Raw genomic sequence first — 26,020 nt, 5'->3', positions numbered from 1 at the left:
GGTCTTTATGGCACGATCAGCGTGCCGGCACCATGTTCGGTGAAGAGTTCCAGCAGGACGGAATGCGGCGTCTTGCCATTGAGAATGACAACGCCTTCCACGCCACGGCGGATTGCTTCGATGCAGGTCTCGACCTTGGGGATCATGCCGCCGGAAATCGTGCCGTCCTTGATGAGCGCCTGCGCATCGGCAACGGAGAGTTCCTTGATCAGCTTCTTGTCCTTGTCCAGCACGCCCGGAACATCGGTCAGGAACAGAAGGCGGGTTGCGGCAAGCGCGCCTGCGATAGCGCCCGCAAAGGTGTCGGCATTGATGTTGTAGGTGTGGCCGTCACGGCCGGGAGCGACCGGTGCGATGACCGGGATCATCTCGGAACGCGCCAGAAGATCGAGCAGGGTGCGGTCCACTTCCGCCGGTTCGCCGACGAAACCGAGATCAAGCACTTTCTCGATGTTGGAATCGGGATCGATGACGGTTTTGTGCGCCTTCTGCGCGAAGACCATGTTGCCGTCCTTGCCGCACAGGCCGATGGCCCATTCGCCTTCGGCATTGATGAGGGCGACGATTTCCTTATTGATGGAACCGGCCAGAACCATTTCCACCACTTCGACGGTCTTTTCGTCGGTGACGCGCAATCCGCCTTCAAAACGGGATTCGATGCCGAGCTTGGTCAGCATGGCCTGGATCTGCGGTCCGCCGCCATGCACGACGATCGGGTTGATGCCGGACTGCTTCAAAAGCGCGATATCGCGGGCAAAAGCCTTGCCCAGCTCCGGATTGCCCATGGCGTGGCCGCCATATTTCACGACGACGTGCTTGTTCTCGTAGCGCTGCATATAGGGCAGGGCGGCGGAGAGGAGTTGCGCTTGCTTTTCGGAATTTTCAAGGGTCGTCATCGCGGGCTCCATGGCTGGCGACAGGGCAGAAGAGGCAGGCTTTTCTAGACCGGTTTTGATTCAAATGGAATCCGCGAAAACGGTCTCGCGACTTATTTTTCACGAATAGTTGGCTGGACACTGCTTCGCATCCTCACGCCAATGTTCTATGTAAATCGTGATTTTATAGTTTCACTGCATGATGAAGAAAGTTGTTTCAATGCGTCGGTTGATTTTGACCGCTCTGGTTTCGCTCTTTGCCCTCAATGCCGCTCAAAGCACTGCTGCTGCGGCATCCTCCACACAAACCGTAATCTTTGTCCGCCATGGCGAGAAGCCGGAAGCAGGATTGGGGCAGCTGAGCTGTCGCGGCCTGAACCGTTCGCTGAAACTGCCAGCGGTCATCGCAAAACAGTTCGGCAAGCCCGCGGCGATTTTCGCGCCCAATCCGTCCGAGGAGAAGGACGACAAGGGCGAGACCTATGCCTATGTGCGTCCGCTAGCGACGGTTGAGCCGACTGCGATTTCGCTCGGCCTGCCGGTCGATACGCGTTTTGGTTTCGAAGATATCGACAAGCTGGAAGAAGCGCTGGAAGCACCTGCCTATCGCAATGCGACCGTTCTGGTTGGCTGGGAGCACAAGCAGATCGTCAAGCTGGTGCGCGACATCGTCAAGGAGAATGGCGGCGACAAGCACAGCGTGCCCAAATGGTCAGGCGACGATTTCGACAGCATCTATGTGCTGCGCATTACCCGCGACGGGGAAAAGACCGACGTGCAGTTCGAGCACCGCAATCAGGGGCTGAACGATCTGCCGGAAACCTGTCCTCTTTAAGAGCCTGTTCCAAAAGTCGCCCTGTGCGGCTGCAAATGGCAATTTTCTTCATTCCGGTGCTCACGTACCTTGAGTACGTTCCGCTCCGGTACTCGAAAATCACCATTTTCGCACACACAGGTCGCTTTTTGAGTCAGGCTTTAAGGACAGGTCAGGCGAAAATCAGGACTCCTTGATCACCAGTGCAATAGCGGCGCGCAAATCGTCGAGGCCGAGGCCTTTTTCCGACGAGGTGGCGATAATACCGGGGAAGCAGGCTGCGCGGCGGAAGGTGAGCTTGTGCGTATCCGCCATCAGGCGCGGCACGCCCGCCGGTTTGATCTTGTCGATCTTGGTCAGCACGATCTGGTAGGACACGGCTGCCTTGTCGAGAAGGTCGAGCACTTCGGCGTCGTTCTTCTTGATGCCGTGGCGGGCGTCGATCAGCACATAGACGCGCTTCAGCGTGGTGCGTCCGCGCAGATAGTCGAAAACAAGCCGCGTCCAGGCATCGACATGGGCCTTGGGTGCTTCGGCAAAGCCATAGCCGGGCATGTCCACGAGGGCCAGCGGCGGCAGGTCGCCGTTTTCGCCGGAATAACCGTCCGGTACGAAATAGTTCAGTTCCTGCGTGCGGCCCGGCGTATTGGAGGTGCGCGCAAGGCCCTTCTTGTTGACCAGAGCGTTGATCAGCGATGACTTGCCGACATTGGAGCGTCCGGCAAAGGCGATTTCCACCGGGCCTTCCGGTGGCAGGAACTGCATCGAGGGCACGCCGCGGATAAAGATCCACGACTTTTTGAACAGCGCACGGCCTTGCTCGACCAGTGCCGCCTGCGCCGCGCGGGTCGCATCTGCCGCCGCCTGAGCCGCATTGATTGCCGCCTGCTTCTTATCCTGCTCGCTCAATGTTTTTATCCTGGTCGCTTTATTCTGTAGAACACACGCATCAATGGTATGGGCCGCATTGTCAACATGACGGCATAAAAAACCCCGCCTAAGCGGGGTTCTTTCAGTTCTATTTCTTCGCCTCATTGGGCTTTCGTTTGAACATGCCCTTGAGGTTATCGAAGAGCTCGATCTTGACGCCCTGACGCTTCATGATGATGCCCTGCTGGGTGATCGAGAGCAGGTTGTTCCATGCCCAGTAGATCACCAGACCAGCCGGGAACGAAGCCAGCATGAAGGTGAAGATGATCGGCATCCAGGTGAAGATCGCAGCCTGCGTCGGATCCGGCGGGGTCGGGTTCATGCGCATCTGCAGGAACATGGTGATGCCCATCAGGAGCGGCCAGACGCCAATCATCAGGAAGTGCGGCACGGCGAAAGGCAGAAGGCCGAACAGGTTGAAGAGCGAGGTTGGATCGGGCGCTGCAAGATCCTGAATCCAGCCAAAGAACGGCGCGTGGCGCATTTCGATGGTGACGTAGAGAACCTTATACAGGGCAAAGAACACCGGAATCTGCACCAGCACCGGCCAGCAGCCTGCGAGCGGATTGATCTTCTCTTCCTTGTACAGCTGCATCATGGCCTGCTGCTGCTTCATCTTGTCGTCCGCGTATTTTTCGCGGATTTCCGTCATCTTCGGCTGAACCAGCTTCATGCGCGCCATCGACTTGTACGACTTGTTGGCGAGCGGGAAGAACAGGCCCTTGAGCAGAACGGTGACAACCAGAATGGCGACGCCGAAATTGCCGGAGAACTTATAGATCCAGTCGATGAGGTAGAACATCGGCTTGGTGATGAAGTAGAACCAGCCCCAGTCGATCAGCAGTTCGAACTGCTTGATGCCGAGCTGCTTTTCATAAGCCTGAATCTGGGTAACGACCTTTGCACCGGCAAAGACGTGGTTCTTCAGCGTCTGCGACTGGCCAGCCTCAATGGTCATCGGCGCACCGAGGAAATCGGTCTGGTAGCGCGGGCGATCATTGGTGAAGTGCGAGAAGCGGCCGGTGAACTTTTCGTCCTGCGGCGGTACGAGCGTTGCGGCCCAGTACTTGTCGGTGATGCCGAGCCAGCCGCCATTGACGTCCTTGAACGAGATGTCCTTGTCGTCTTCGACCTTGGAATACTTGATTTCCTGCAGGCCGTCCTGACCCATGACGCCGATCAGGCCTTCATGCAGAACATAGGTAGCGCTGGCATGTTCCGGCTGGTTGAAGCGGGTCACGCGGCCATAGGAGGCCAGCGAAATCGGCGCACCGGTATTGTTGGTGATCGTGTCGTCAACGGCGAACATATAGGCGTCGTCAACCGAGATGACGCGCTTGAAGGTGATGTTCTTCTCGTTGGTATAGGTCAGCGTGACCGGCGTGGTCTGGGTCAGCTTGTCGTTGCCTTCCACGGACCAGACGGTGTTCGGACCCGGAACCGGGCCGGTCGTGTCATTACCGGTAAAGCCGAGTTCAACGAAATAGCCCTGCTTCAGCGCGGAAGGGGCGAGCAGTTCGATATTCGGAGAATTGTCGTCGACCGTCTCGTGATAGTTTTTGAGGAAGAGGTCATCAAGACGCGCGCCGGTCAGATTGATCGAACCGCGCAGCGAAGGCGTGTCGATTTGAACACGCTGCGTCTGGGCGATTGCGGCTTCGCGGGTCAGTGCGCCGCCTGCGGCTGCCACATCACCATGGCCGGGAATTGTGCCTGAGGCAGCTGGCGCCTGTGGCGTATCGCCCGCGCTGTTGCCAGCCTGGCTGCTCTGGGCTGCCTGCTGGGCCTGCCGCTGTTGCTCCTCAATGCGTGCCTGCTCCCGCTGGGCTACCGTTTTCGGACCCAGATAAAACACTTGCCACAGCGTCAGTATGAGGATGGACAGGGCAATGGTGATGAAGAAATTGCGTTTATTTTCCATTGACGGGTCCTGATTCCGGTCTTTCCGTTCGGCGTTTCCCTTCGCCCTTCCGCTCACCCTTTGCCGTAATACGGCGGGTGAGTTCCTCGGTCAGTCGCGAAAAGGGCGCAGTGAGAGCTTGCTCGCGCGCTACGATCACATAGTCGGTCGAAGGCGCCATGTCACGTCCTGCGTGACAACGTACCGCTTCTCTCAGCCTGCGGCGGATGCGATTTCGTATCACGGCGTTGCCGTTCTTCTTGGTGACGGTGAAGCCGGCGCGGGGCTTGTCGCCAATTTTGGCCACTGCCGATTCCTCTTCCGTCCGCTCGCGAACTTCGAGAAGAAACAGCGGACCACGCCGCTTTTCACCGTTCCTTAAAGCCAAAAACTCCGCTCTCTTGCGAAGGCGGAGTATTTGTTTCGGCTTTTTCATGTTTCTGATCACCGCGCTGCTGCGCGGGAAAAGATTAAGCGGAAAGCCGTTTACGGCCGCGCGAACGGCGAGCGGCGAGAACCTTGCGGCCGCCGGTGGTAGCCATGCGTGCACGGAAACCGTGACGACGCTTGCGGACGATCTTGGATGGCTGATAAGTGCGCTTCATTTTTTTAATACCGCGGTGTGCGGCCCTTCTTAATTCTGTTTTTCAGTTGAGCATGATCTGGCCCGAAGCCGGTTTCCCTTTTCCGGGATCATGCTCTCATGAACAGGAGCTGGTTCTTTTCCCTTGCGGCGGACAGCGCAAACCATCCGTTAACCCGCGCGGGCGAACGTGACGCGGCTTATAGGGGGAGGGGCCTCAAGAGTCAATCCGCAGATGCGATCAAAGCTGCGCTTCGATGGCTGCTTTGTCGATAATCGACCAGACTGCTTTTATAAGGCCATTCTCGAAGGTGTAAAAGACGTTTTCCGCAAACCGGATTCTGCGGCCGTTGACCGGCAGGCCGAACAAGGTGCCAACGGGCGTGCAGTCGAAAGCCAGACGCGCGGCGATCGTTGGCGGTTCGCTGACGAGCAGTTCTATATTGAATTGGAGGTCGGGGATCGCTTTGAAATCCTGCTCCAGCATGGCGCGATAGCCAGCCAGTCCGAAAGGCCTGTCATTATGCGAGACCGTCTGATGGACAAAGCGCCCGAGATTATACCAATCCTGTCGGTTCAGGCAGGCGATATAATCCCGGTAGATGGCGGCAAGTGGCTTCTCCATAGTCGTTCCTCCTGTTTTCGAAATTAAGCGATTGCGCGTGGCAATGCCATTGCCAAACTGCGCATAGACTTCCATAAGAGAGCGCACATTTTTTCCAATGCGGACCACGTTCCGCAGCAGCATTCAGAGGAGTTCACCATGAGCATCCGTCGCATCGGAGTTGGTCCGCGCATGAGCCAGGCCGTGGTTCACGGCAATACTGTTTACCTCGCCGGTCAGGTGGGTCTGCCGGGCGCCAGCGTGACCGACCAGACCAAGGCCGTTCTGGCTGAAGTGGATCGCCTGCTCAAGGAAGCCGGTTCGGACAAGTCCAAGATCCTTCAGGCGATCATCTGGATGGCCGACATGAAGGATTTCGCCGAAATGAACGCTGTCTGGGACGCCTGGGTCGATCCGGCCAACACGCCAGCCCGCGCAACCGGTGAAGCGGCGCTTGCAACGCCGGACTACAAGGTCGAGATCATCATCACCGCTGCGATCTGATCCCAGCGCAAATGCATGAAAAGGGCCCCGCTTTTGCGGGGCCTTTTTATTCGCGGATGCGTTGCGAAAAGCCGTCGCGTCCGCCTGCCTGTGCTTTTGCATCGATGGATGCGCGCTGGCGTACTTCTTCCAGCGAGCCGCCATTCTCGATCCAGTGGTTGTCGTAAAGATAGCCGGGCAGATAGCCCGACAGCAGAATACGATAGTCGAACGGGAATGTCGGATCGAGCAGGCGCGCCATGTCGAAGATCATGGTCGTGCAGTTGGTGGTCAGCGTGTTGTAGAACTCTGCCTTGGCGGCCAGCTGGTTGCCACGCTCGACATAGGACAGGAACAATTGTCTGGCCGGTCCGGGCGGCAATCTGACCTGATAGCGATAGACGTCTTCCTTGCGGACATTGGTGCGCAGATAAATGATGTCGCGCTCCTCGGCGGCGATCATCGCCAGCTCGAATTCCCGAAAAAAGCCGCCAATGGAGGAGAAGACTTCATGATGCTCGCGGCGGATCTCGCCGGAGAAGACCACATGGCGTCCGTCCGCAAAGCCGAACGAAAGCAGCGTGTGTGCGATGGCCGGGCTCGACCAGTAGGACAGATAGATATCCACCGACGTGATCTTGCTGAGGTCGTAGGTTTCGTCTTTCCAGTTTTCGGTAAAGTCTTCGGTCGTGCGCCATTCGAAGTCGCGGACATTGAACAAGGTGACCATGTCGCCATCCACCTTGCCGGTGACGATGCGTGCAACATCGGGCGCCCACATGCGGTCGAGGGAAGGGCGGATGGTCGTCCACCAGCCGAGAATGAGGAGCGCGAGGAAGCAGAAGAACAGTCGTTTGCGCCAGCAGGAGAATTGCCGTTCCCCGGCAATGATCCAAAGCGTGATGAGCAACCATACTGCAATGATCGCCTGTCGGACCGCGCTGCCGAATGGCAATTGATACCACATCGCAAAACTTGCCCATATCGCAAAGATAAGAGCAAAAACAACGAAGATAAACTTGACTGCAATGCGAACGGGCGCCGATTTTAAAATAGACGTCATGTGCCTCAGTGCTCGCCGGTTGCGGTAATAATTGCGGAATCTGCAGCGATACTGACATGATTTGCGGCACTATGTCAGTGCCTATCCAGAAATTGGAGAAATTTATCTCAATAGACTGGAATCTTTAAAAACCAGCACTTCTATAAGATGTTACTTCTTTAGAGCGACGGCCTCTCCGCGCGGACGCGGCGCGGTGGTCTTGCGGCTACGCCTGTAGGGACGCACCACGCGCCACAGAAGCAGCGCTGCGACAATGGCGGCGTAGATGATCGGCTCCGCAGGCCAGCTTTTGACCGACATGATGAAGTGGATCGCGCCGCCTGCGATGGCGACATAGACCAGTCTGTGCAGGCTGGTCCAGCGGCGTCCGAGCCGCCGGATCGACCAGTTGTTCGACGTCAGCGCCAGTGGCACCAGCAAAGCGAGGCTGACCATGCCGATGGTGATGAAGGGGCGGCGTAGAATATCGGCGAGAATAACCGGGAAATTCAGCGCCTGATCGAGCACCATATAGGTCGCGAAATGCATGAGCGCATAATAGAAGGCGAGAAGACCGAGCGCCCGGCGATAGCGCAGCAGGCTGATGCCGGTCAGATCGCGGATCGGCGTCACGAGCAGGGTCAGGATCAGGAAGCGCAGCGTCCAGAGACCAAGCGTATGTTCGAATGTCTTGACCGGATCAGCGCCAAGACCACCGGTCGCGCCGAGATAGAAGGTCCAGATCGCCGGAACGAACCCGGCCGCATAGAGCAGCCAGACCTTCCAGCCATCGGATTTGCGGCCCGCCGGTTTTTTCATGCGCGTTTCGCTTGTCGCTGCCCTCTCAGCCGTCATGTCAATAATTCGCCTTCAGGTCCATGCCGGCATAAAGCGATGCGACTTCGTCCGCATAGCCGTTGAAGGGCAAGGTCGGGCGGCGGCTTGAGGCGAAGAAACTGTCCTCGCCGATACGTCGTTCGCTTGCCTGGCTCCAGCGCGGATGATCGACCGCCGGATTAACATTGGCATAGAAGCCGTATTCATTGGCGGCCTGCTGCTGCCATGACGTGGGCGGCTGCTTCTCGACAAAGCTGATGCGGGTAATGGCCTTGATGCCCTTGAAACCATATTTCCACGGCACAACAAGGCGGATCGGCGCGCCATTGGCGTTGGGTAGCGTCTCGCCATAAAGCCCGACCGCCAGAATTGTCAGCGGATGCCTGGCTTCGTCCAGCCGCAGCCCTTCGACATAGGGCCAGTCCAGCACCTGAAACAGCCCCTTCTGCCCAGGCATCTCCTCCGGGCGCACGACACCGGTGAAGGCGATATATTTGGCGGAACCGAGCGGCTCGACCTGCGACAGCAGGCTTGCAAGCGGAAAGCCGATCCACGGGATCACCATCGACCATGCCTCGACGCAGCGCATACGGTAGATGCGTTCCTCAAGCGGCATTTTGGCGATCAGGTCGCGCATGTCGAATTCTTTCGGCTGTTTCACCAGCCCGTCGACGGTCAGCTTCCAGGGCAGCGGCTTGTAGTCGGCGGAATTGGCGGAAGGGTCGCTCTTGTCGGTGCCGAACTCGTAAAAATTATTGTAGGTGGTGACGTCTTCCTTCGGCGTCAGCTTTTCATCCACCTTGTAGGCAGAGGCGGCGGCCTTGAGCGGATCTGCAAATGCCGAGGATGCAAAGCCCCCGACGGTGCCTATTGTGGCAAGCGCGCCGAGACCTGCCATAAACTGGCGGCGATGCAGATAGATGTTTTTCGGTGTCACCGCATCATGCGTGAGACGGGCATGCGAAAGACGACCGGGTTTGAAACTGCTCATGTCCGTTATCCATCCTCCTGGAATAATACCCTATTTTGACGCTGAACGCGTCAGAAACATGGTGTTTTCACCACTAGTTCGTGGCTCACGCATTGTTGATGGTTTTCCCAACTTGTAACAGAATTGTAACACGTCGAAATTTTTCGTTATTCTGCCATATTCTCGCTCAATCTCTGCTGTTAAGGGAGTTGCATTCGCCGCGAAGGCAGGCACGTTATGGGCTTTCTGCGAGTGCCACTTTCAAACCTTCGTTAACGTCTCGTTGGCTATGTTGAGATCATGGTAAAGAAGATGTTTATTGCCGCTTTGGCGGCTGCGCTTATGGTATCGACCGGCTCGGCTTTTGCTGAGGGGCAGCCTGTGGCTGTCTCCACGAAAGGTCAGGGTAAGGCACTGAGCGGCATTGCCGCTTCGATGAAAGAAGAAGAAGGCGCCCCGAAGCTCGGTGAAGGCGTCACCATGCGCGAGAAGAAGATGGATACGGAAATCACGCCGGAACAGAATTTTTCCCGCAGCAAGCAGTTCATTCACCGCTTCTATACGCCGGAAAAGGCGTCCAACGAGCTGGTTATCCTGCTGCACGGTTCGGGCGGTAATGAGACCAGCCTCATTCCGCTGGCGTCCAAGATCTGGCCGCGCGCGACGCTGCTCGGCATTCGCGGTCGCGTTATGCAGGACGGCGGCACGCGCTGGTACAAGCGCATCACGCCGGTCAAGTTCGACCAGAAGGATATCAAGCTCGAAGCCAATGCTTTCGTGACGTTCCTGACGCGCCTTGCCGATGACAAGGATCTCGACCTCACCCATGCGACCTTCGTGGGCTATTCGAACGGCGCCAATCTTCTGGCGGCAACCATGATGCTGCATCCTGATCTGGTGAAACGCGCCGTGCTGATGCGCTCGATGCCGGTTCTGGACAATGCGCCGGTCGCCAATCTGAGCAAGACGCGCGTGCTGACGATCACCGGTGAGGAAGACAAGCTCTATTCGCCGTTTGCGCCTGCGCTCTCCGCGCTTCTGCGCTCCAGCGGCGCACGCGTCGATGCGCGCACGATTGATGCCGATCACATGCTTGGTGACAAGGATGCCGCTGCAATCAGCCAGTGGGTCGCATCGCTTGGACCGGACGGCGCGCCTGCGGTTTCGATGAAGAGACCCTGACGGGTCCAAGGCAGTAAGGCAGTAGGTGAATAGGGCAGTATGTTTTGGCTTTCTGAAAACATACTGCCCTACTGCCTTATTGTCCTACTGCCCTGATACCTCAGCTCGTAATATCCACGATGCCACAATCCCCCGCTTCCGAACCGAAGGCGAGGCGGTGGCCCTGATCGTCCCAGCCCATGCTGGAGACCGCGCCCTTGCCGGGGCGGCGCAGCAGAACTTCCTTCTGATCGGCAAAACGAACCAGCATGATCATGCCGTCATTATAACCGATGGCGACGATGTCCTCGACGGGATGGCAGGCAACCGCCGTCACCATGCTGTCGCCGCGCAGGCCAAGCTCAAGCGGGGCCTTGCCCATCGGGCCGTCCTTGCCTGCAAAAGGCCAGACAATGGCCGCAGGCGCGCCGGACGTTGCAAGCCACTTGGCCTTCACGCTCCACGACCAGTCCTTCACCTTTGCCGGATAGCCGGTCATGCGCATGTGCTTGGTGTCTTCGAGACGCCAGCCATGCAAGGCATTTTCCTGCATCGAGGTGATGAGAAAGCGGCCATCGGGCGAGAAAATGACGCCGATATGCGCGCCTTTCCATTCCAGTTCGGCAGGCTTGGCTGCCGTGCCAGTCCAGATCAGCGTTGCGCCGTTGTAACGGGCAATCGCAAGCCGCTGGCCCTTTGGCGCAAAGGCAATGCCTTCAACGCTGCGTTCCTGCGGGAATTCCTGCACTTTGCCATTAGAACTGCGCACCCAGGCCGAGCGGCCCGATGCAAAGCCGACCGTGCCGCCGGGACCGGCAGCAACCGCCGTCATCCACTTGCGCGGAACTTTGGCAAGTTCGGTCACCGTGCCGCTGGCATCGGTGCGGCAGACGCGACCGTCTTCGCCGCCGGTGATGAGTGATTTGCCGTCAACGGAAACCGCAGCGCTCAACAGCCCGTCATGGGCCGTTGAACTCTGGTTGCCGTTATCGAGCCGGTGGATCGTCCCATCGGCCATGGCAAAAAATGGAACGCCGCCGATGAAGCGTGCATGGAGGCAATGACCTTCGAGGTCAAGCGGGGCAACTGTAGGCATCAGTGTCCAGTATTTCTTATTTAACTTGGCAGTTTTCGAAACCGGCTTTCAATTCAGCCGGGTCGAGTTCGCGTCCGATGAAGACAAGGCGGCTTTCCCGCTTTTCTTCCGGCTTCCATGCGCGCTGGTGATCGCCTTCGATGATCATGTGAACGCCCTGAACCACATAGCGGTCCGGATCGTCCTTGAAAGCGATGATGCCCTTGAGGCGCAGAATATTCGGCCCTTGGGTCTGGGTGATGTTCTGAATCCACGGGAAGAATTTCGCCGGATCGATGTCACCGGCCCGCAGCGAAACGGACTTCACGGTTACATCATGGATCGGCGAGGCGTGGTCATGATGGTGATGATCGTGGTCACAGTCCGGGCCGCAGACATGATCGTGGTCATGGTGGTGATGATCGTGGTCGTGATCATGTGCATGGTGATCGTGCCCGTGATGATCATGATGATGGTGGTCATGCCCATGATCGTGGTCGCAATCCGGTCCGCAGACATGATCCGGATGATCATGGTCGAGGAAATGCGGGTCGTTTTCCAGCACGCGCTTCAGGTCGAAAGCGCCACGGTCGAGCACGCGCTCAAGCGGGATCGAAGCGCGCTCGGTGCGGTGAATCACGGCATGCGGATTGATGGCGCGCACGGTCGCTTCAATGGTGGCCAGTTCCTGCGGCGTCACCAGATCGGTCTTGTTGATCAGCACCACATCGGCAAAGGCAATCTGGTCTTCGGCTTCGCGGCTGTCCTTGAGGCGCAGCGGCAGATGCTTGGCGTCGACCAGCGCGACAACAGCGTCGAGGCCGGTCTTGGCGCGCACATCGTCATCCATGAAGAAGGTCTGTGCGACCGGAACCGGATCGGCAAGGCCGGTGGTTTCCACGACGATGGCGTCGAAACGGCCCGGGCGGCGCATCAGGCCTTCAACCACGCGGATCAGGTCACCACGCACGGTGCAGCAGATGCAGCCATTGTTCATTTCGTAGATTTCTTCATCCGACTCGACGATCAGGTCGTTGTCGATGCCGATCTCGCCGAATTCATTGACGATGACGGCATAACGCTTGCCGTGATTCTCGGTCAGAATGCGGTTGAGAAGGGTGGTCTTGCCCGAGCCCAGATAGCCGGTCAGAACGGTAACGGGAATGCGGCCAGCTTCAGTGGTCGCCTCTGCTGTGGTTTGGGCTTCAGCCTGGCTCATGGTCTTGCCTCTTGAAGTTACGGCCCCGGATCGGTCGGCGCACAAAGGCGCATAGCGGGGCTTCAGATCGGACAATTCATATAAGGGAACGACGACAGTAATACCATATGCAACGCTATATTATTACATCTGCCGCATCACATTCCCGCCATTGATGAACCGCTGGTCGGATTGACCGGAAATGCCCGGTTTCCCGCTTCAGGATTTGAACCGCGCCAGATCGAACCTGTCGACGTCGCGCAGCAGATCGACAAAGCCCGACACGGCATTGGCGATCAGCTTTTCGCCCGCTTCTGCCGTCGCCGCAGCGGCATTGCCTGCAACGCCGTCGGCATTCAGGTCGTGCATTTTCCAGCCAAACGCATGCGGGCCATAGGCGCGCAGATATTTGAACTCTTCGGCAAAGCCGGACTGCGCATTGCTGAAATTGCGTGCTTTCGACATATCCACGAGGTCGGGCCGCAGCGCGAGCATCACCGAGGTTTCGATAAAGCCGCCATGGATGTCGAGCGCCTTCTCCTCCGGGGTGATCAGGCCTTCGGGAAGGCCGAAGCGGGTCCAGCTGGTTGCGACTGCGAGCATGCCAAGGCGGACGCGCAATTCGGTCGCAACGATGGTCATCAAAGGAGAGTTGCCGCCATGGGCGTTGAGCATGACCAGCTTGCGGATACCGCCCGCATGCAGGTTTTCGCCGATGCCGATCCACTGGTTGACCGCTTCGGAAAAGGCAAGGCTCTGGGTGCCTTCGGTATCCATATGCTCGATCGAATAGCCGACAGGTTGCACCGGCAGGAAGTTGACGTTCAGACCAGCCGGTATCGCCTCGCCGACCCGCGCGACAATACCTTCCGCGATGATCGTATCCGTCTCGAATGGCAGGTGAGGGCTATGCTGTTCGTGTGCGCCAAGGGGCAGGACGACAATCATATCGCTGTTCTGATCGCGCAGTTCCGTCATGTTTTCCTCACTTTATTAATCGGGCCCTGAACCTAAACCCGGGGAGCCGGAGGGGCAAGCCGAGCGGCGACAAGACTGGCTTTTGATTTAGCGGAACGTTTTTAACCTTGTTGTTTCATAAGTCGGACAATATTTTACGCTATAAACATCTCGGGCAATGTCGATCGAGCGACAAAATGAAGTCGCAACAAAGGGTGAGGTGGCAATGAACAAGGACAATAAAGCGGTTGTACTTTACCGGTTGCAATCCGTCGCGCGTCTTTCAAGAACAGTTCTGGCCACACGGCTTCTGGAGCAGGGACTTTATGCCGGGCAGGATGCAGTCATGCTGCAACTGGCCGCCGAAGACGGACTGACGCCCGGCGTGCTTGCGCAGCGCCTCGGTGTGCGCCCGCCGACCATCACCAAGACGATTGCGCGCCTGCAAGGGCAGGGCTTTGTCGCCAAGCGTGCGTCAGAAACCGATCAGCGCCAGTCGCATATCTATCTCACCCAGACCGGGCTTGAGACGATCAAGGCGATCGAGAAATCCATCCGCAAGACCGACAAGGACATGCTGAAGGGGCTCGACAAGAAGGAACGCAAGACTTTCCTCAAAATGCTCGGCCGTATGGAAGGTAATCTTGCGCTGCGCGGTCTGTCGCGTGTGGTTGAAGAACCCTCCACCGATACCATCGACGACGACGAAGCCGAATAAGCAAATCCGGCTGCGGGTTACTGCCAAAAAAACTTTCAATTCAATAATTGCAATGGCATAACCGTTTTAATGATGACGCCCGTGTGACATGAGACCCATGGGCGTTCGTGGCATGGACCGTTGGGGGAGGCGACTTGGCCCAGAAAATCAAGCTTTCGACCATCGCTGATGCGCTGGGTGTCTCGACAGCTACCGTTTCGCTTGCGCTGCGCGACAGCCCGCTTGTCGCCGACCAGACCCGTGAGAAGATCAAGGAACATGCCCGCGCCATCGGTTATATCTATAACCGTCGGGCAGCGAGCCTGCGCACATCGCGGTCGGGGATTGTCGGTGTCGTGGTGCATGACATCATGAATCCGTTTTTCGCGGAAATTCTGAAATCCATCGAATCGGAACTCGACCGGTCTCGCCAGACCTTCATTCTGTCCAATCACTACGACCAGCTGGAAAAGCAGCGCACCTTCATGGACACGCTTTTGCAGCTTGGCGCTGACGGCGTGATCATGTCGCCCGCTATCGGCACGCCGCCGGAAGATATCCAGATCGCCGAGGATAACGGCCTGCCGGTCGTGTTCATCGCGCGCAGTGTCGAGGGCGTTCATGCGCCAGTGTTTCGCGGTGACGATGCCTATGGCGTCGGCCTTGCCACCAACCACCTGATTTCACTTGGTCACAAGCGCATTGCGATGATCGGCGGCACCGACCAGACCTCGACCGGTCGTGACCGCTATCGCGGCTATGTGCAGGCGATGGACAAAGCCGGGCTGGAAATTCGCGACGACTGGCGCATTGCGGGTCCACGTACCAAGCAGGGCGGGTTCGAAGTCGCGCCACAGTTTCTCGCCTTGAAGGACAAGCCGACCGCCGCCGTCTGCTGGAATGATCTGACCGCAATCGGCCTGATGAACGGCATTGCACGCGCCGGACTGGTGCCGGGCGACGATATTTCCGTCACCGGCTATGACGATCTGGAAGAGGCGGCCATTGCCACGCCCGCGCTTACAACCGTCTGGAACGGTCAGCGCGAAGTTGGCCGTCGCGCCGCCCGCGCTCTGCTCGATCAGCTGAACGGTGTCGAGGTTGCCTCGACGCAAGAACTCATCAAGCCGGAACTGCATATCCGGCAATCGACGTCCAAGCCCAAACATCCCTGATTTCCCCCGCTCCGGGTCCGGTTCACCCAGACCGGTCGCCGGTCTCCCCGTGAACTGCGAAATGCTTCCCAGAGGAATATTGTCATGACCAAGCGCGACGCAACCGTTCTGGTGCTCGGAAATTTCAACGATTATGCCGTCGATCGCCTGTCCGGCGAGTTTTCCGTCCGCCGTATCCCGCGCGGTGATGCGGCGCTGGTCGATGCGGCCTGGGCGAACGATGTGCGTGGCATTGCCAGCATGTCCACCGTCGATGCAGCGCTGATCGACGCTTTGCCAAACCTGAAAATCATCGGCAATTTCGGCGTTGGTTATGATGCGGTTGACGCCAAACATGCCGCTGCCCGCAACGTGATGGTTACGAACACGCCGGACGTGCTGACCGACGAAGTGGCCGATACGGCGCTTGGCCTTTTGATCGATACGGTGCGCGAATTGTCGAAGTCGCAGGAATTCCTGCGTGCGGTCCGTTGGGAAAAGGAAGGCCGTTATCCGCTGTCGAAGCTGTCGCTGCGCGGACGCAAGGTCGGCATTTTCGGCCTAGGCCGTATTGGCAAGGCGGTCGCCCATCGCGTGGAGGCTTTCGGCCTGCCGGTTTCCTACCACAACCGCCGCAAGGCTGAAGGCGTCGCCTATGATTACTACCCGAGCCTGCTTGAACTGGCCAAGGCGGTCGACACGCTTATTCTGGTTGCTCCGGGCGGTGCTGAAACTGCCAAGGCGGTGAATGCCGAAGTGCTGCAAGCGCTCGGTCCCGATGGCGTGCTGATCAATGTCGGTCGTGGTTCACTGGTCGATGAGGATGCGCTGGCTGCGGCGCTGAACAATGGCACCATTGCCGCTGCGGGTCTGGACGTCTTCGCGAACGAACCCTCTGTGCCGCAAGGCCTGCTCGATGCGCCAAACACGGTTTTGCTGCCGCATATCGCATCTGCATCGCATAAAACCCGGCAGGCCATGGCGGATCTGGTGATCGACAATCTCATTTCATGGTTTGATACCGGCAAGGCGATCACGCCGGTTCCGGAAACGGAATTCGTTAAGGGAATAGGGGAGTAAGGCAGTAGGGGAATAAGTGAAAAGAGCGCTTGAACAAGGTTTCGGCCTTGCTAGCCTATTCCCCTATTCCCCTATTCCCCTATTCCCCTATTCCCCTATTCCCCTATTCCCCTATTCCCGTCCCTTGTGTTCCCGCACCGCATCGCCGAAGGCCTCGAATATCTTCCGCGAGGGAGCGTCGGACTGGACCCAGTATTCCGGATGCCACTGGACGCCGACGACAAAGCCTTTGGCGTCCTTGACGGAAACGGCTTCCACTGTGCCGTCTTCAGCTACAGCTTCTACTTCAAGGCGTGGCGCAAGCCGGTCGATGGCCTGACGGTGCACCGAGTTTACCTTTACGCTGTCTTCTTTCAAAATTGCGCCGAGGCATGAATCCGGCTTGATCCGGATCGGGTGCTGGATAGCGAAACGCTCCGCCTGACTTTCGGATTCCGGCGCGCGGTGGTCCATGCGCCCCTGCAATTCCTGAATTTCAGTGGCAAGCGTACCGCCCAGCGCCACATTCAGCTCCTGAATGCCGCGGCAGATCGCCAGCACTGGCACGCCTTTTTCAATGGCTGCGCGGATCAGCGGCAGCGAGGTCGCGTCACGGGCATTGTCATAGGGTTCGAAGGCAGTGCTCGGTTCCACGCCATAAAGCGACGGGTTGACGTTCGATTTAGAGCCGGTGATCAACACGCCGTCCACTGCGTCGAGAATGGCGTCGAGATCAATCTTGTCGCCAAAGCTTGGCACCAGAAGTGGCGTCACTTGCGCAACATCGATTGCCGCAGCCAGATATTGATCCGGTGCTGCATGCCAGGTGTAATTCTCGAAAGGTTTGACGTCAGTCGGTACGGCAATCAGGGGGCGGGACTTCGACATAGCATTCGGATCCGTTGATTTGGCTCTTATCTGGAGCGGCATTCGGCCTTCTGCAATAGAACACATCCCGAAAAGAGTGAAACAGTTTTCGGACAAGATGTGCGTCAGCATAACCTCTCGCAATTGGCAATTAGTGTCGTCTTTTCATCACGCTCGCGCGCCTTTTGTGTATTGTCCTGATTTGAAGCATTTTTTGCCTCTGTGCACGGTTCAAATGCCGTTATGAATATCCTAGTAGGAGTGAAGATGGATTGGCAGTTGAGGGGATATATGACTGACGATCAGCTTTTCTCCGTTCGGGGCAAGGTTATTGCCGTGACGGGAGGCTCCTCGGGTCTGGGTTTGCGCATGGTGCATGTGCTGGCAGGACACGGGGCGCGGGTGATCTCTATTTCACGCACGCATGCGGGCGAAAGCCTGTGTCCGTCGGGCGGGGAGGTTCTTGAAATCATGGCGGATGTCACTCATCCGGATGAAATCATGCGCGCCTTCGATGAAGCAGAGCAGCGTTTCGGGCCGATCTCGACCCTGTTCAACAATGCTGGCGTCGCCCATATGGCGCGTGCGCTCGATACGACACGCGACATGCTCGAACATATTTTCGAGGTCAATGTGGCGGGTGCTTTCTTCGTGGCGCAGGAAGCTGCGCGCCGCATGATCGCACAAGGCGCGGGCGGCTCGATCATCAACACGACCAGCATTCTGGGCGACAGGCCGCAGAAAGGTGCTGCCGCCTATTCCATGTCGAAAGCCTGCATCACGCAGATGACGCGTGCGCTTGCACTCGAATGGGCCGCACATGATATTCGCGTCAATGCGATCTCGCCGGGCTGGTTTCCGACCCGAATCAACGAAGAACAGCTCAACGGACCGGCTGCGGGCTACTTCAAAGGACGTAATCCGTTGCGCCGTCTCGGCGAACCACAGGATCTGGACGGCGTGGTGCTGATGCTGGCCTCCGATGCCAGCCGCTACATGACTGGCACCATCGTCAATGTGGATGGCGGACACAGCCTCTGAGAGCATCCGTGCGGGATAGGGATTTATTCCGCATTGGCGTGCTTTCCTCCGCGTTTTCACCGCCGGCGATTGTTATTCGGTGATATTCTCTAGTTTTGTTATAGAATGCTTGTGAATTGCAATCGCGCCGCGAGGCGTAATACAGGGCGTTTTTTGTCTCTGCTTTCACGGCCAAATTGTTTGAAGGCCTCCGCTTTGAAAGCCTATGGTTGTATTGTTATTTCGCATGTTGCTGTTAAGTTGTTCCCCTGTGAATAATTGGGATACATCTTATGGTGGCGGGGGTAGCAGCTTGTGGTTTCATTTCGCGAAAGATATTTTTAAGTCATTAGTGCAATAATCGCCCTCACGATAGGGACACAAGCAAGGACATGTGGCGGAGCCGTAAACCTGACATACCTGCAGACGTGCGGCTTTCTTTCATGCGATCACTGTATGGTAATCGCACCACGCTCTGGTTTGGCTTGTTGGCCCATGTGGTGGCCTGTGTTGTCATCTATGTGAAAACTGTCGACTGGCATTTCATCGGGTTTGCCGGGCTTTTTGCCGTTGTCGCTCTCGGTCGTCTCTACGACATGCGACAGTTCGACCGTGCCAGACTAGGTCACCTTACATCTGCCGATCTCGACCGCTGGGAGTTGCGTTATCTCATCGGCGCTTCGCTGGTCTGCGCGACGCTTGGCATGTTGTGCTTCTTCTCGATCTTCGTGCTGCGTGATCCATTTGCCGAGCTGGCCAGTCTGACGATTCTGCTGGCTTCGGTCGTTTCCATCGTCGGGCGCAATTATGCCTCGGCGAAGGCCGTCGTTTTGATGTCGATCTGCACGCTGATTCCGGTTCTCGCCGGGCTCGTGCTTGCGGGGACTCCCTTTCACATCATCATCGGCTTGCTGCTGATCCCGTATTTCCTGTCCAATATCGAGATGGCCAACGGCCTTCGTGAGTTTCTCTTCGCGGCCGTGATGGGCAAGCGGCGTCTGTCGATTGTGGCGGGGCGGTTCGATGCCGCGCTTAACAATATGCCCCAGGGCCTGCTCATGCTCGACGGCCAGCAGCGCATTGCGGTGATCAATAACAAGGCCAAGGCGATGCTGCGGATCGCCGAACACACCAAGTTGCACGGGCGCCGGCTGGAAGTGCTGCTGCGCTATTGTGCGCGGGAAGGGTTGTTTCCGCATAATGATATGGCGAATGTACGCGCCCGCATGACCGACCTTGTCGCCGGACGCAAGACGCGTGACATTTTCCAGCTTTCCGGTGAACGCTATATAGAATGTATCGGCAACCAGACTGTCGGCGATGGCGCGGTTCTCATGTTCGAGGACGTGACGCAGCGTGTCGAGGCGGAAGCCCGCATTCAGCACATGGCGCGGTTCGACGGGCTGACCAGTCTTCCCAACCGCAATTATTTCGAGACCATGGTGCGCACATTGCGCGCCCATCAGTCGGCGGACAGCTTTGCGGCGCTGGTCGTCATCGACATCAATCACTTCAAGCATGTCAACGATACGCTTGGCCACCATACGGGCGACGTGTTGTTGCGGCTGTTTGCGCAGCGGCTTTATTCGCTCGACCAGCAGCGCTTTGTGGTCTCGCGATTTGGCGGCGACGAATTCGTCGTGTTTGTTTTCAATCTCCAGAACCAGGCGGAAATTACCGGCATCATGGATCATATCACGTCGGTCGTGTCCGGCGTTTATGATCTCGACGGTGATCATGTTCATATCGACATCAGCGCCGGTATTGCGATTGAAAACATTGCCAATTGCGATGTCGGCAATATGCATATCAATGCGGATCTGGCGCTTTATGAAGCGAAGGGCCATGAAGACCGGCAATGGGCGGTTTTCGTCGGCGCGATGGATACCAAATATCGCAGCCGTCAGAAGCTCAAGGCTGATCTCCGGCAGGCCATCGGCAACAATGAAATCAAGGTTGTCTACCAGCCCATCGTCAGTGCGCAGTCTCTGCGCATTGTGGCTTGTGAAGCGCTGGCGCGCTGGGTGCATCCGGAGCTGGGTTCGGTGCCGCCTGCCGAATTCATTCCTCTGGCCGAGGAAATGGGCATCATCACCGATATCACTCGCTTCATGCTGGATCAGGCCTGCAAGGACTGCCTGACCTGGGGGGATCGTATCGGCGTTTCCGTCAATCTGTCGGCCATCGATCTGAAGAGCAACGAGATTGCCCGCGATATTGCCTCTGCCTTGCAGAAGTCGGGTCTTCCCGCCCATCGTCTGGAAGTCGAAGTGACGGAAAGCGCAATCATCGCCGACCGCAACAAGACGTCGATGGTTTTGCAGCGGCTGAAGAATGCCGGCATCAATATTGCGCTCGATGATTTCGGCACGGGCTATTCCAGCCTCAGCTATCTCAACACGTTGCCGCTGACCAAGGTGAAAGTGGACCGCTCCTTTGTCCGCGATATCACCACAGACCGCCGGTCGCTGATGTTGTTGCGCGGTGTGACGCAGCTCTCGCATGAGCTGGGTCTCGGCGTGACCGTCGAAGGTGTGGAGACCGAAGAACAGCTGGCGCTCATCCGCGTTGCCGCTGGCGCCGATCTGGTGCAGGGCTATCTTCTCGGCATGCCGCTGCCTGCCGATACAATCGGCTCGATGACGACAAAATCCGTCACATGGCGCGAGGGCGGTCGTACCGTCGCCTGACCATCGGCCTGATCTTTTTTGGCCAGACCCACACCCCGTGACAATTGCGCGCGACGGATGCGGATGGGGCGGGCCGAATTTCGTTCCGCTAATCAGGAGTGCCGCTCCGGAGCGGGCGCTTCATTACGGCAAAGATGGCAAAAGGCCCCGAAATGCGGTTTATCGCGCATTTATCACGCTGAGCATCGAAAAAACGCTGTTTCCATGTGGCGAATCTGTGGCAATACTGTGCCGGGAAAATGGCGCGGGGGCGTATATGCAGTTGAACTTATACCTTTACATGAAGGTAAACCTGCTTATTCTGCGCGCTGAATTGAAATGTATGATTTGCATGATTTGATGGTGCGGAAATCGCTTATATGACTGATTCAGCTGTCTCGGGGGAGAAACCGCCGCTATCCAATTTTGCGCGACAGCTGCTGCATTTTCTGGATCGTGTTGAATATCGACGGATCGTCCATGCGGAAGATCTGGAAGAGATCGGTCGGCTTCGCTACCGCTCCTATCGTACCCGCAATGTGATGGATGAGGCCGAAGTGCCGTCCATTGTCGACGATATCGACCGGGACAGCCACGCTTTCGTCTACGGGGTGCATGTTGACGGCCAGCTCGTCAGCACGTTGCGCATTCATCACATCACGCCAGATCATCGCAAGGGAACGAGCTATGCGCTTTTTCCCGATATTCTCGATCCGCTGCTCAATAGCGGCATGCATTTCGTCGATCCAACCCGCTTTGCCGCCGATCCGGAGTTGCTGAGCGAATATCCGGCCATCCCCTATATCACATTGCGCATTGCTGCGATGGCGTCGGAATTTTTCGTTGCCGATCAATGTCTTGCCTCGGTCAAGCCGGAGCATATGGCATTTTACAAGCGCATTTTCGGCACGTCGATGATGGCCGATGCGCGTGAACATGCGGGCTATGGCATCAAGGTCGGGCTGGGTGCCGCGCCGATCCGCAATATCCGCGATGCGGTTGCGGTGCGCTTTCCATTCTTCAAGTCATTGCCGCGCGAGCGGCAGGCGATGTTTGCCGATAGCCGCAGCACTGTTGTGCCGCTGACGATATTGCCGACTGCGAAATATACGGGACTGGGCGTATAAGCGATTACTATGCGTTCTATAGGCAGTGTTCTAAATAATTAGATGTAGCGCATTGCGCGAATCCGATTTACGAAGACTGCGGAACCGCTTTACGCGGAGAGAGAGGGTTGCTGCGACGAAAAGACTTGGCGTTCGTGCCGGGCTTTTGTTGTGTGCAGATTGAAGATTGCAGGTGTTTTCGCTTAACATCATTGGTGTTGGGTGGAAAATCTGAATGGGTGGAACGAAAATGGCAGAACATCATACGACGGCTCCGGCTGAACTTGGCGCACCGATGGACTATGCTGAGCATGAGAAAACTTATGCCGGTTTCACGGGCCTGTTTAAATGGGGCACGGTGGCGGTTGTCGCCCTTATGATTGCCATGGCGTTCGGCTTTTTCGCTGGTGGTTTCTTTTCCGCGACCATTCTTTTTGTCCTAGTCTGCGTCGCCGCCTGGTTCATCCTCTAGCGCATTGACGCGGCCGGATGGTGACATCCGGCCTTGCGAAAATGCTGCAAGATCCAAGACCGAACCGGGATTAACCCCGCATGATTTGATCGAATGCCTTGGCATGGGTTACCGTGCCGAGGTTTTATGCATGTCTGTATCTCAGTTCTTTTCAAGGAGCCTCGTTTCAGAGGCTCGCAATTCTGCCCGACCGCAAGGCCGGATCAAGCCCGGATTAAGACCATGAAAGGGAAACCAGCTTGGCCCAGACGTTATTTATCCCGCTAGAGAGTGACCCCAACGAGACACGCGTTGCGGCATCGGCGGAGACGGTGAAGAAATTCATCGCGCTCGGCTTCGATGTCGTCGTGGAAAAAGGCGCCGGTGAGAAATCGCGCATTCCCGATGCCGAATTTGCGGCAGCCGGTGCCCGTATAGGCACGACGTCAGACGCTAAAACGGCAGACGTCATTTTGAAAGTGCGCCGTCCCACGCATACGGAACTCAAAGGGTATAAATCGGGCGCAGCACTGTTTGCCATGCTTGATCCCTATGGTCATGAAGATGCGGTGGCGGCACTTGCCAAGGCCGGAATTTCGGCTTTCACAATGGAATTCATGCCGCGCATCACCCGTGCGCAGGTGATGGACGTGCTGTCGTCACAGGCAAATCTTGCCGGTTATCAGGCTGTGATCGACGCGGCGGAAGTCTATGACCGCGCCATGCCGATGATGATGACGGCAGCCGGTACGGTTCCTGCCGCCAAGGTTTTCGTGATGGGGGCTGGCGTTGCCGGTCTTCAGGCCATCGCAACGGCACGCCGTCTCGGTGCGGTCGTGACGGCTACCGACGTTCGCCCTGCCGCCAAGGAACAGGTCGCCTCGCTCGGTGCGAAGTTCATCGCCGTTGAGGATGATGAGTTCAAGGCTGCCGAAACCTCTGGTGGTTACGCCAAGGAAATGTCGAAGGAATATCAGGCGAAGCAGGCCGCACTCGTTGCCGACCACATCGCCAAGCAGGACATCGTCATTACCACGGCGCTCATTCCGGGCCGTCCGGCCCCGCGTCTGGTGTCCAAGGAAATGGTCGCTTCCATGCGTCCGGGTTCCGTTCTGGTCGATCTCGCCGTCGAGCGCGGCGGCAATGTCGAAGGCGCTGTGCCCGGTCAAGTGGCCGAAGTGAATGGCGTCAGAATTGTCGGCCATCTCAACATGTCGGGCCGCATCGCTGCGAGCGCGTCGCAGCTTTATGCGCGCAACCTGATCGCTTTCCTTGAAACGCTCGTCGACAAGGAAACCAAGCTGCTCAAGATCGATCCGCAGGACGAGCTGGTCAAGGCGACGCTTCTGACCCATCAGGGCGCGATCCTGCATCCGGCTTTCGCCAAGGCCGATGCCGCGCCTGCCGCAGCCGCGCCAGCAGCCGAAAAGCCAGCGAAACCCGCTGCCAAGCCGAAAGCGGCGCCCAAGCCGAAAGTGGCGAAGGCAGAGGTAGTCGGCGATGCCAAACCGGCACTGAAAGCCGCGAAAAAAGCGCCTGCAAAAGCACCGAAGGCTGCCGCTAAGTCTTCGTCTTCCCCCAAGTCTCCTGTTGATGGAGGAGAGGCATAATGGCCGAAACTAGTCTCGATAAAGCTCTTGAGAGCTTGAACCAGGCCGCAGATGCTGTCCGTCAGGCTGCGGAAAACGCCGGTGGTCTGGGTGATGCTGCGGCGGCTGCCGCGCATGCCGCATCGGGCGGCGCGATCGATCCGTTCGTGTTCCGCTTTGCGATTTTCATTCTGGCGATTTTCGTCGGCTATTACGTCGTGTGGTCGGTTACGCCTGCGCTGCACACCCCGTTGATGGCCGTTACCAACGCCATTTCATCGGTGATCGTGGTGGGTGCGCTTCTGGCCGTCGGCCTTTCGCTTTCGGGCTGGGCAACCGGCTTCGGTTTCATTGCGCTCATTCTGGCGAGCGTCAACATTTTCGGCGGCTTCCTGGTCACCCAGCGCATGCTCGCCATGTACAAGAAAAAAGAAAAGTGAGGCTGAACCATTATGAGCGTTAATCTCGCAGCCTTCCTTTACCTCGTTTCCGGCGTGCTGTTCATTCTGGCGCTGCGCGGCTTGTCGCATCCGACGACCAGCCGTCAGGGCAATATGTACGGCATGATCGGTATGGCGATTTCCATCGTCACCACGCTTCTGCTGGCGCGTCCAAGCTTCGGCGGTCTGGCGCTGATTGTCATCGGCATCGCCATCGGTGGTGGCATCGGTGCCGTTATCGCGCGCCGCATCGCCATGACGGCCATGCCGCAGCTCGTGGCCGCGTTCCACTCGCTGATCGGCCTTGCTGCCGTTCTGGTGGCCGCTGCCGCAATTTACTCGCCGCATTCCTTCGGTATCGGCGAAGTAGGCCAGATCCATGGTCAGGCGTTGATCGAAATGTCGCTGGGCGTCGCCATCGGCGCGATCACCTTCACCGGCTCGATCATCGCCTTCCTCAAACTCGACGGTCGCATGTCGGGCAAGCCGATCATGCTGCCGGGACGTCATGTCATCAATGCCGCGCTGGCCGCAGCCATTGTGCTGCTGGTTGTTGTGCTGGTGAACACCGAAAGCCATTTCGTGTTCTGGCTGATCGTGCTTCTGTCGCTGGTATTCGGTGTGCTGATCATCGTGCCAATCGGCGGCGCAGACATGCCGGTCGTGGTCTCCATGCTCAATTCCTATTCGGGCTGGGCAGCGGCAGGCATCGGCTTCACGCTTGGCAATCTGGCGCTGATCATCACTGGCGCGCTGGTCGGCTCGTCGGGCGCGATCCTGTCCTACATCATGTGTAAGGGCATGAACCGCTCGTTCATCTCGGTCATTCTTGGCGGCTTTGGCGGCGATACGTCTGGCGGTCCGGCGGGCGAGGTTGAACAGCGTCCGGTCAAGCAGGGTTCTGCCGACGATGCGGCTTTCATCATGAAGAACGCTTCCAAGGTCATCATTGTGCCGGGCTACGGCATGGCGGTGGCACAGGCGCAGCACGCGCTGCGTGAAATGGCCGACAAGCTCAAGGCGGAAGGCGTGGAAGTCAAATACGCCATCCATCCGGTGGCCGGTCGTATGCCGGGTCATATGAACGTGCTGCTGGCTGAGGCCAACGTGCCTTACGATGAAGTGTTCGAGCTGGAAGACATCAATTCGGAATTCGCGCAGGCCGATGTGGCTTTCGTGATCGGCGCGAATGACGTCACCAATCCAGCCGCGAAGACCGATCCGAAGTCACCGATCTTCGGCATGCCGATCCTCGATGTCGACAAGGCAGGTACGGTTCTGTTCATCAAGCGCGGCATGGGCTCCGGCTATGCGGGCGTGGAAAACGAACTGTTCTTCCGCGACAACACCATGATGCTCTTCGCCGACGCGAAGAAGATGGTCGAGAGCATTGTGAAGGCGTTGGACCACTAAGAAGGGAATAGGGGGGAGTAGGGGAATAGGGCAGTATGTTTGACTTGCAAATATACGGACCGTATTTCCTTACTCCCTTACTCCCTTACTCCCTTACTCCCTTACTCCCTTACTCCCTTACTCCCT

General features: G+C 57.6%; 26 protein-coding genes. 13 read left to right on the top strand and 13 right to left on the bottom strand.

Translation table 11 applies throughout. From position 1 onward, the window contains the following. Positions 1-5 precede the first annotated feature (5 nt). Positions 6-896, bottom strand: a complete 891-nt coding sequence (gene argB, locus ACTJKP_RS20095) for an acetylglutamate kinase (protein ID WP_078339928.1) — start codon at positions 894-896, stop codon at positions 6-8. Between the two features lie 199 nt (positions 897-1,095). On the opposite strand from argB, the gene ACTJKP_RS20090 reads away from it, so the two are divergent. After that, on the top strand, positions 1,096-1,710 hold the full coding sequence (locus ACTJKP_RS20090; protein WP_440631916.1) for a hypothetical protein: 615 nt from the start codon (positions 1,096-1,098) through the stop codon (positions 1,708-1,710). Positions 1,711-1,872: 162 nt separating this feature from the next. Here ACTJKP_RS20090 and yihA read toward each other — a convergent pair whose 3' ends face one another. The 5 genes from yihA to ACTJKP_RS20065 form a co-directional block, all read right to left on the bottom strand. After that, on the bottom strand, positions 1,873-2,598 hold the full coding sequence (gene yihA / locus ACTJKP_RS20085; protein WP_078339930.1) for a ribosome biogenesis GTP-binding protein YihA/YsxC: 726 nt from the start codon (positions 2,596-2,598) through the stop codon (positions 1,873-1,875). A 109-nt stretch (positions 2,599-2,707) separates the two neighbouring features. Continuing rightward, positions 2,708-4,540 (bottom strand): membrane protein insertase YidC, encoded by a 1,833-nt coding sequence (gene yidC, locus ACTJKP_RS20080; RefSeq protein WP_440631915.1) that lies wholly within the window; start codon positions 4,538-4,540, stop codon positions 2,708-2,710. Continuing rightward, the gene (gene rnpA / locus ACTJKP_RS20075) at positions 4,530-4,955 is read right to left on the bottom strand and encodes a ribonuclease P protein component (protein ID WP_138787203.1); all 426 of its coding nucleotides are present in this window, start codon (positions 4,953-4,955) and stop codon (positions 4,530-4,532) included. The genes yidC and rnpA overlap by 11 nt, the downstream gene beginning before the upstream one ends. Positions 4,956-4,989: 34 nt before the next feature. Then, positions 4,990-5,124: a 50S ribosomal protein L34 gene (rpmH, locus tag ACTJKP_RS20070; RefSeq protein WP_006467565.1), complete on the bottom strand. Its 135-nt coding sequence runs from the start codon at positions 5,122-5,124 to the stop codon at positions 4,990-4,992. A 219-nt stretch (positions 5,125-5,343) separates the two neighbouring features. Next, entirely contained in the window at positions 5,344-5,727 is a 384-nt protein-coding gene (locus ACTJKP_RS20065; protein WP_440631914.1) for an ester cyclase, read from the bottom strand. 138 nt (positions 5,728-5,865) lie between these two features. Between ACTJKP_RS20065 and ACTJKP_RS20060 the strand changes: the two genes are divergently transcribed. After that, the gene (locus ACTJKP_RS20060) at positions 5,866-6,210 is read left to right on the top strand and encodes a RidA family protein (protein WP_280994998.1); all 345 of its coding nucleotides are present in this window, start codon (positions 5,866-5,868) and stop codon (positions 6,208-6,210) included. A gap of 46 nt (positions 6,211-6,256) precedes the next feature. Here ACTJKP_RS20060 and ACTJKP_RS20055 read toward each other — a convergent pair whose 3' ends face one another. The 3 genes from ACTJKP_RS20055 to msrP form a co-directional block, all read right to left on the bottom strand. Continuing rightward, positions 6,257-7,252 carry an Lnb N-terminal periplasmic domain-containing protein gene (locus ACTJKP_RS20055; RefSeq protein ID WP_440631913.1) on the bottom strand — a complete coding sequence of 332 codons (996 nt, stop codon included), beginning with the start codon at positions 7,250-7,252 and terminating at the stop codon, positions 6,257-6,259. A 150-nt stretch (positions 7,253-7,402) separates the two neighbouring features. Further along, on the bottom strand, positions 7,403-8,050 hold the full coding sequence (gene msrQ, locus ACTJKP_RS20050; RefSeq protein WP_440631912.1) for a protein-methionine-sulfoxide reductase heme-binding subunit MsrQ: 648 nt from the start codon (positions 8,048-8,050) through the stop codon (positions 7,403-7,405). 37 nt (positions 8,051-8,087) lie between these two features. Then, positions 8,088-9,059, bottom strand: coding sequence for a protein-methionine-sulfoxide reductase catalytic subunit MsrP (gene msrP, locus ACTJKP_RS20045; RefSeq protein WP_078339936.1), 972 nt, complete (start codon positions 9,057-9,059; stop codon positions 8,088-8,090). Positions 9,060-9,338: 279 nt separating this feature from the next. On the opposite strand from msrP, the gene ACTJKP_RS20040 reads away from it, so the two are divergent. Beyond that, complete coding sequence (locus tag ACTJKP_RS20040) at positions 9,339-10,220, top strand: alpha/beta hydrolase (RefSeq protein ID WP_440631911.1); 882 nt, start codon at positions 9,339-9,341, stop codon at positions 10,218-10,220. Between the two features lie 100 nt (positions 10,221-10,320). On the opposite strand, the gene ACTJKP_RS20035 is transcribed toward ACTJKP_RS20040, so the two are convergent. The 3 genes from ACTJKP_RS20035 to ACTJKP_RS20025 form a co-directional block, all read right to left on the bottom strand. Beyond that, positions 10,321-11,295: a WD40 repeat domain-containing protein gene (locus ACTJKP_RS20035; RefSeq protein WP_440631910.1), complete on the bottom strand. Its 975-nt coding sequence runs from the start codon at positions 11,293-11,295 to the stop codon at positions 10,321-10,323. A 16-nt stretch (positions 11,296-11,311) separates the two neighbouring features. Continuing rightward, the gene (locus ACTJKP_RS20030) at positions 11,312-12,493 is read right to left on the bottom strand and encodes a CobW family GTP-binding protein (protein ID WP_182522201.1); all 1,182 of its coding nucleotides are present in this window, start codon (positions 12,491-12,493) and stop codon (positions 11,312-11,314) included. A 198-nt stretch (positions 12,494-12,691) separates the two neighbouring features. Beyond that, positions 12,692-13,450 carry a creatininase family protein gene (locus ACTJKP_RS20025; protein ID WP_440631909.1) on the bottom strand — a complete coding sequence of 253 codons (759 nt, stop codon included), beginning with the start codon at positions 13,448-13,450 and terminating at the stop codon, positions 12,692-12,694. A gap of 205 nt (positions 13,451-13,655) precedes the next feature. Here ACTJKP_RS20025 and ACTJKP_RS20020 point away from each other — a divergent pair, with 205 nt between their 5' ends. The 3 genes from ACTJKP_RS20020 to ACTJKP_RS20010 all read left to right on the top strand — a co-directional run bounded on the left by ACTJKP_RS20020 (position 13,656) and on the right by ACTJKP_RS20010 (position 16,360). Continuing rightward, positions 13,656-14,147 carry a MarR family winged helix-turn-helix transcriptional regulator gene (locus ACTJKP_RS20020; protein WP_440631908.1) on the top strand — a complete coding sequence of 164 codons (492 nt, stop codon included), beginning with the start codon at positions 13,656-13,658 and terminating at the stop codon, positions 14,145-14,147. A 134-nt stretch (positions 14,148-14,281) separates the two neighbouring features. Further along, complete coding sequence (locus ACTJKP_RS20015) at positions 14,282-15,301, top strand: LacI family DNA-binding transcriptional regulator (protein ID WP_078339941.1); 1,020 nt, start codon at positions 14,282-14,284, stop codon at positions 15,299-15,301. An 84-nt stretch (positions 15,302-15,385) separates the two neighbouring features. Continuing rightward, positions 15,386-16,360, top strand: coding sequence for a 2-hydroxyacid dehydrogenase (locus ACTJKP_RS20010; protein ID WP_440631907.1), 975 nt, complete (start codon positions 15,386-15,388; stop codon positions 16,358-16,360). Positions 16,361-16,471: 111 nt separating this feature from the next. Here ACTJKP_RS20010 and ACTJKP_RS20005 read toward each other — a convergent pair whose 3' ends face one another. Then, positions 16,472-17,227 carry a gamma-glutamyl-gamma-aminobutyrate hydrolase family protein gene (locus ACTJKP_RS20005; RefSeq protein ID WP_440631906.1) on the bottom strand — a complete coding sequence of 252 codons (756 nt, stop codon included), beginning with the start codon at positions 17,225-17,227 and terminating at the stop codon, positions 16,472-16,474. Positions 17,228-17,497: 270 nt separating this feature from the next. Here ACTJKP_RS20005 and ACTJKP_RS20000 point away from each other — a divergent pair, with 270 nt between their 5' ends. From ACTJKP_RS20000 to ACTJKP_RS19970, 7 genes are all read left to right on the top strand, one after another. Continuing rightward, positions 17,498-18,247: an SDR family NAD(P)-dependent oxidoreductase gene (locus ACTJKP_RS20000; protein ID WP_078341222.1), complete on the top strand. Its 750-nt coding sequence runs from the start codon at positions 17,498-17,500 to the stop codon at positions 18,245-18,247. Between the two features lie 371 nt (positions 18,248-18,618). Further along, complete coding sequence (locus tag ACTJKP_RS19995) at positions 18,619-20,916, top strand: putative bifunctional diguanylate cyclase/phosphodiesterase (protein WP_078341223.1); 2,298 nt, start codon at positions 18,619-18,621, stop codon at positions 20,914-20,916. A 359-nt stretch (positions 20,917-21,275) separates the two neighbouring features. Further along, the gene (locus tag ACTJKP_RS19990) at positions 21,276-22,022 is read left to right on the top strand and encodes an N-acyl amino acid synthase FeeM domain-containing protein (RefSeq protein WP_078341224.1); all 747 of its coding nucleotides are present in this window, start codon (positions 21,276-21,278) and stop codon (positions 22,020-22,022) included. Between the two features lie 229 nt (positions 22,023-22,251). Beyond that, a complete protein-coding gene (locus ACTJKP_RS19985) occupies positions 22,252-22,473 on the top strand; it encodes an aa3-type cytochrome c oxidase subunit IV (RefSeq protein WP_078341239.1) in 222 nt (73 codons plus the stop codon). Positions 22,474-22,712: 239 nt separating this feature from the next. Continuing rightward, complete coding sequence (locus ACTJKP_RS19980) at positions 22,713-24,062, top strand: Re/Si-specific NAD(P)(+) transhydrogenase subunit alpha (RefSeq protein WP_440631905.1); 1,350 nt, start codon at positions 22,713-22,715, stop codon at positions 24,060-24,062. Continuing rightward, a complete protein-coding gene (locus ACTJKP_RS19975; RefSeq protein ID WP_078341226.1) occupies positions 24,062-24,481 on the top strand; it encodes an NAD(P) transhydrogenase subunit alpha in 420 nt (139 codons plus the stop codon). The genes ACTJKP_RS19980 and ACTJKP_RS19975 overlap by 1 nt, the downstream gene beginning before the upstream one ends. A 12-nt stretch (positions 24,482-24,493) precedes the next feature. Then, complete coding sequence (locus ACTJKP_RS19970) at positions 24,494-25,894, top strand: NAD(P)(+) transhydrogenase (Re/Si-specific) subunit beta (RefSeq protein WP_151556013.1); 1,401 nt, start codon at positions 24,494-24,496, stop codon at positions 25,892-25,894. Positions 25,895-26,020 lie beyond the last annotated feature (126 nt).

This window comes from Brucella sp. 22210 (assembly GCF_052045675.1).
Taxonomy (GTDB): domain Bacteria; phylum Pseudomonadota; class Alphaproteobacteria; order Rhizobiales; family Rhizobiaceae; genus Brucella.
Note: the sequence above shows the minus strand (reverse complement) of the source record. Positions and strands in the feature narration are given on the sequence as shown.

Bases quoted from the DNA above. Each gene is read 5' to 3' on its own strand.
- argB (WP_078339928.1), bottom strand. From the start codon at position 896: ATGACGACCCTTGAAAATTCCGAAAAGCAAGCGCAACTCCTCTCCGCC.
- ACTJKP_RS20090 (WP_440631916.1), top strand. From the start codon at position 1,096: ATGCGTCGGTTGATTTTGACCGCTCTGGTTTCGCTCTTTGCCCTCAAT.
- yidC (WP_440631915.1), bottom strand. From the start codon at position 4,540: ATGGAAAATAAACGCAATTTCTTCATCACCATTGCCCTGTCCATCCTC.
- rnpA (WP_138787203.1), bottom strand. From the start codon at position 4,955: ATGAAAAAGCCGAAACAAATACTCCGCCTTCGCAAGAGAGCGGAGTTT.
- rpmH (WP_006467565.1), bottom strand. From the start codon at position 5,124: ATGAAGCGCACTTATCAGCCATCCAAGATCGTCCGCAAGCGTCGTCAC.
- ACTJKP_RS20065 (WP_440631914.1), bottom strand. From the start codon at position 5,727: ATGGAGAAGCCACTTGCCGCCATCTACCGGGATTATATCGCCTGCCTG.
- ACTJKP_RS20060 (WP_280994998.1), top strand. From the start codon at position 5,866: ATGAGCATCCGTCGCATCGGAGTTGGTCCGCGCATGAGCCAGGCCGTG.
- ACTJKP_RS20055 (WP_440631913.1), bottom strand. From the start codon at position 7,252: ATGACGTCTATTTTAAAATCGGCGCCCGTTCGCATTGCAGTCAAGTTT.
- msrQ (WP_440631912.1), bottom strand. From the start codon at position 8,050: ATGAAAAAACCGGCGGGCCGCAAATCCGATGGCTGGAAGGTCTGGCTG.
- msrP (WP_078339936.1), bottom strand. From the start codon at position 9,059: ATGAGCAGTTTCAAACCCGGTCGTCTTTCGCATGCCCGTCTCACGCAT.
- ACTJKP_RS20040 (WP_440631911.1), top strand. From the start codon at position 9,339: ATGGTAAAGAAGATGTTTATTGCCGCTTTGGCGGCTGCGCTTATGGTA.
- ACTJKP_RS20035 (WP_440631910.1), bottom strand. From the start codon at position 11,295: ATGCCTACAGTTGCCCCGCTTGACCTCGAAGGTCATTGCCTCCATGCA.
- ACTJKP_RS20030 (WP_182522201.1), bottom strand. From the start codon at position 12,493: ATGAGCCAGGCTGAAGCCCAAACCACAGCAGAGGCGACCACTGAAGCT.
- ACTJKP_RS20025 (WP_440631909.1), bottom strand. From the start codon at position 13,450: ATGACGGAACTGCGCGATCAGAACAGCGATATGATTGTCGTCCTGCCC.
- ACTJKP_RS20020 (WP_440631908.1), top strand. From the start codon at position 13,656: ATGAACAAGGACAATAAAGCGGTTGTACTTTACCGGTTGCAATCCGTC.
- ACTJKP_RS20010 (WP_440631907.1), top strand. From the start codon at position 15,386: ATGACCAAGCGCGACGCAACCGTTCTGGTGCTCGGAAATTTCAACGAT.
- ACTJKP_RS20005 (WP_440631906.1), bottom strand. From the start codon at position 17,227: ATGTCGAAGTCCCGCCCCCTGATTGCCGTACCGACTGACGTCAAACCT.
- ACTJKP_RS20000 (WP_078341222.1), top strand. From the start codon at position 17,498: ATGACTGACGATCAGCTTTTCTCCGTTCGGGGCAAGGTTATTGCCGTG.
- ACTJKP_RS19995 (WP_078341223.1), top strand. From the start codon at position 18,619: ATGTGGCGGAGCCGTAAACCTGACATACCTGCAGACGTGCGGCTTTCT.
- ACTJKP_RS19990 (WP_078341224.1), top strand. From the start codon at position 21,276: ATGACTGATTCAGCTGTCTCGGGGGAGAAACCGCCGCTATCCAATTTT.
- ACTJKP_RS19985 (WP_078341239.1), top strand. From the start codon at position 22,252: ATGGCAGAACATCATACGACGGCTCCGGCTGAACTTGGCGCACCGATG.
- ACTJKP_RS19975 (WP_078341226.1), top strand. From the start codon at position 24,062: ATGGCCGAAACTAGTCTCGATAAAGCTCTTGAGAGCTTGAACCAGGCC.
- ACTJKP_RS19970 (WP_151556013.1), top strand. From the start codon at position 24,494: ATGAGCGTTAATCTCGCAGCCTTCCTTTACCTCGTTTCCGGCGTGCTG.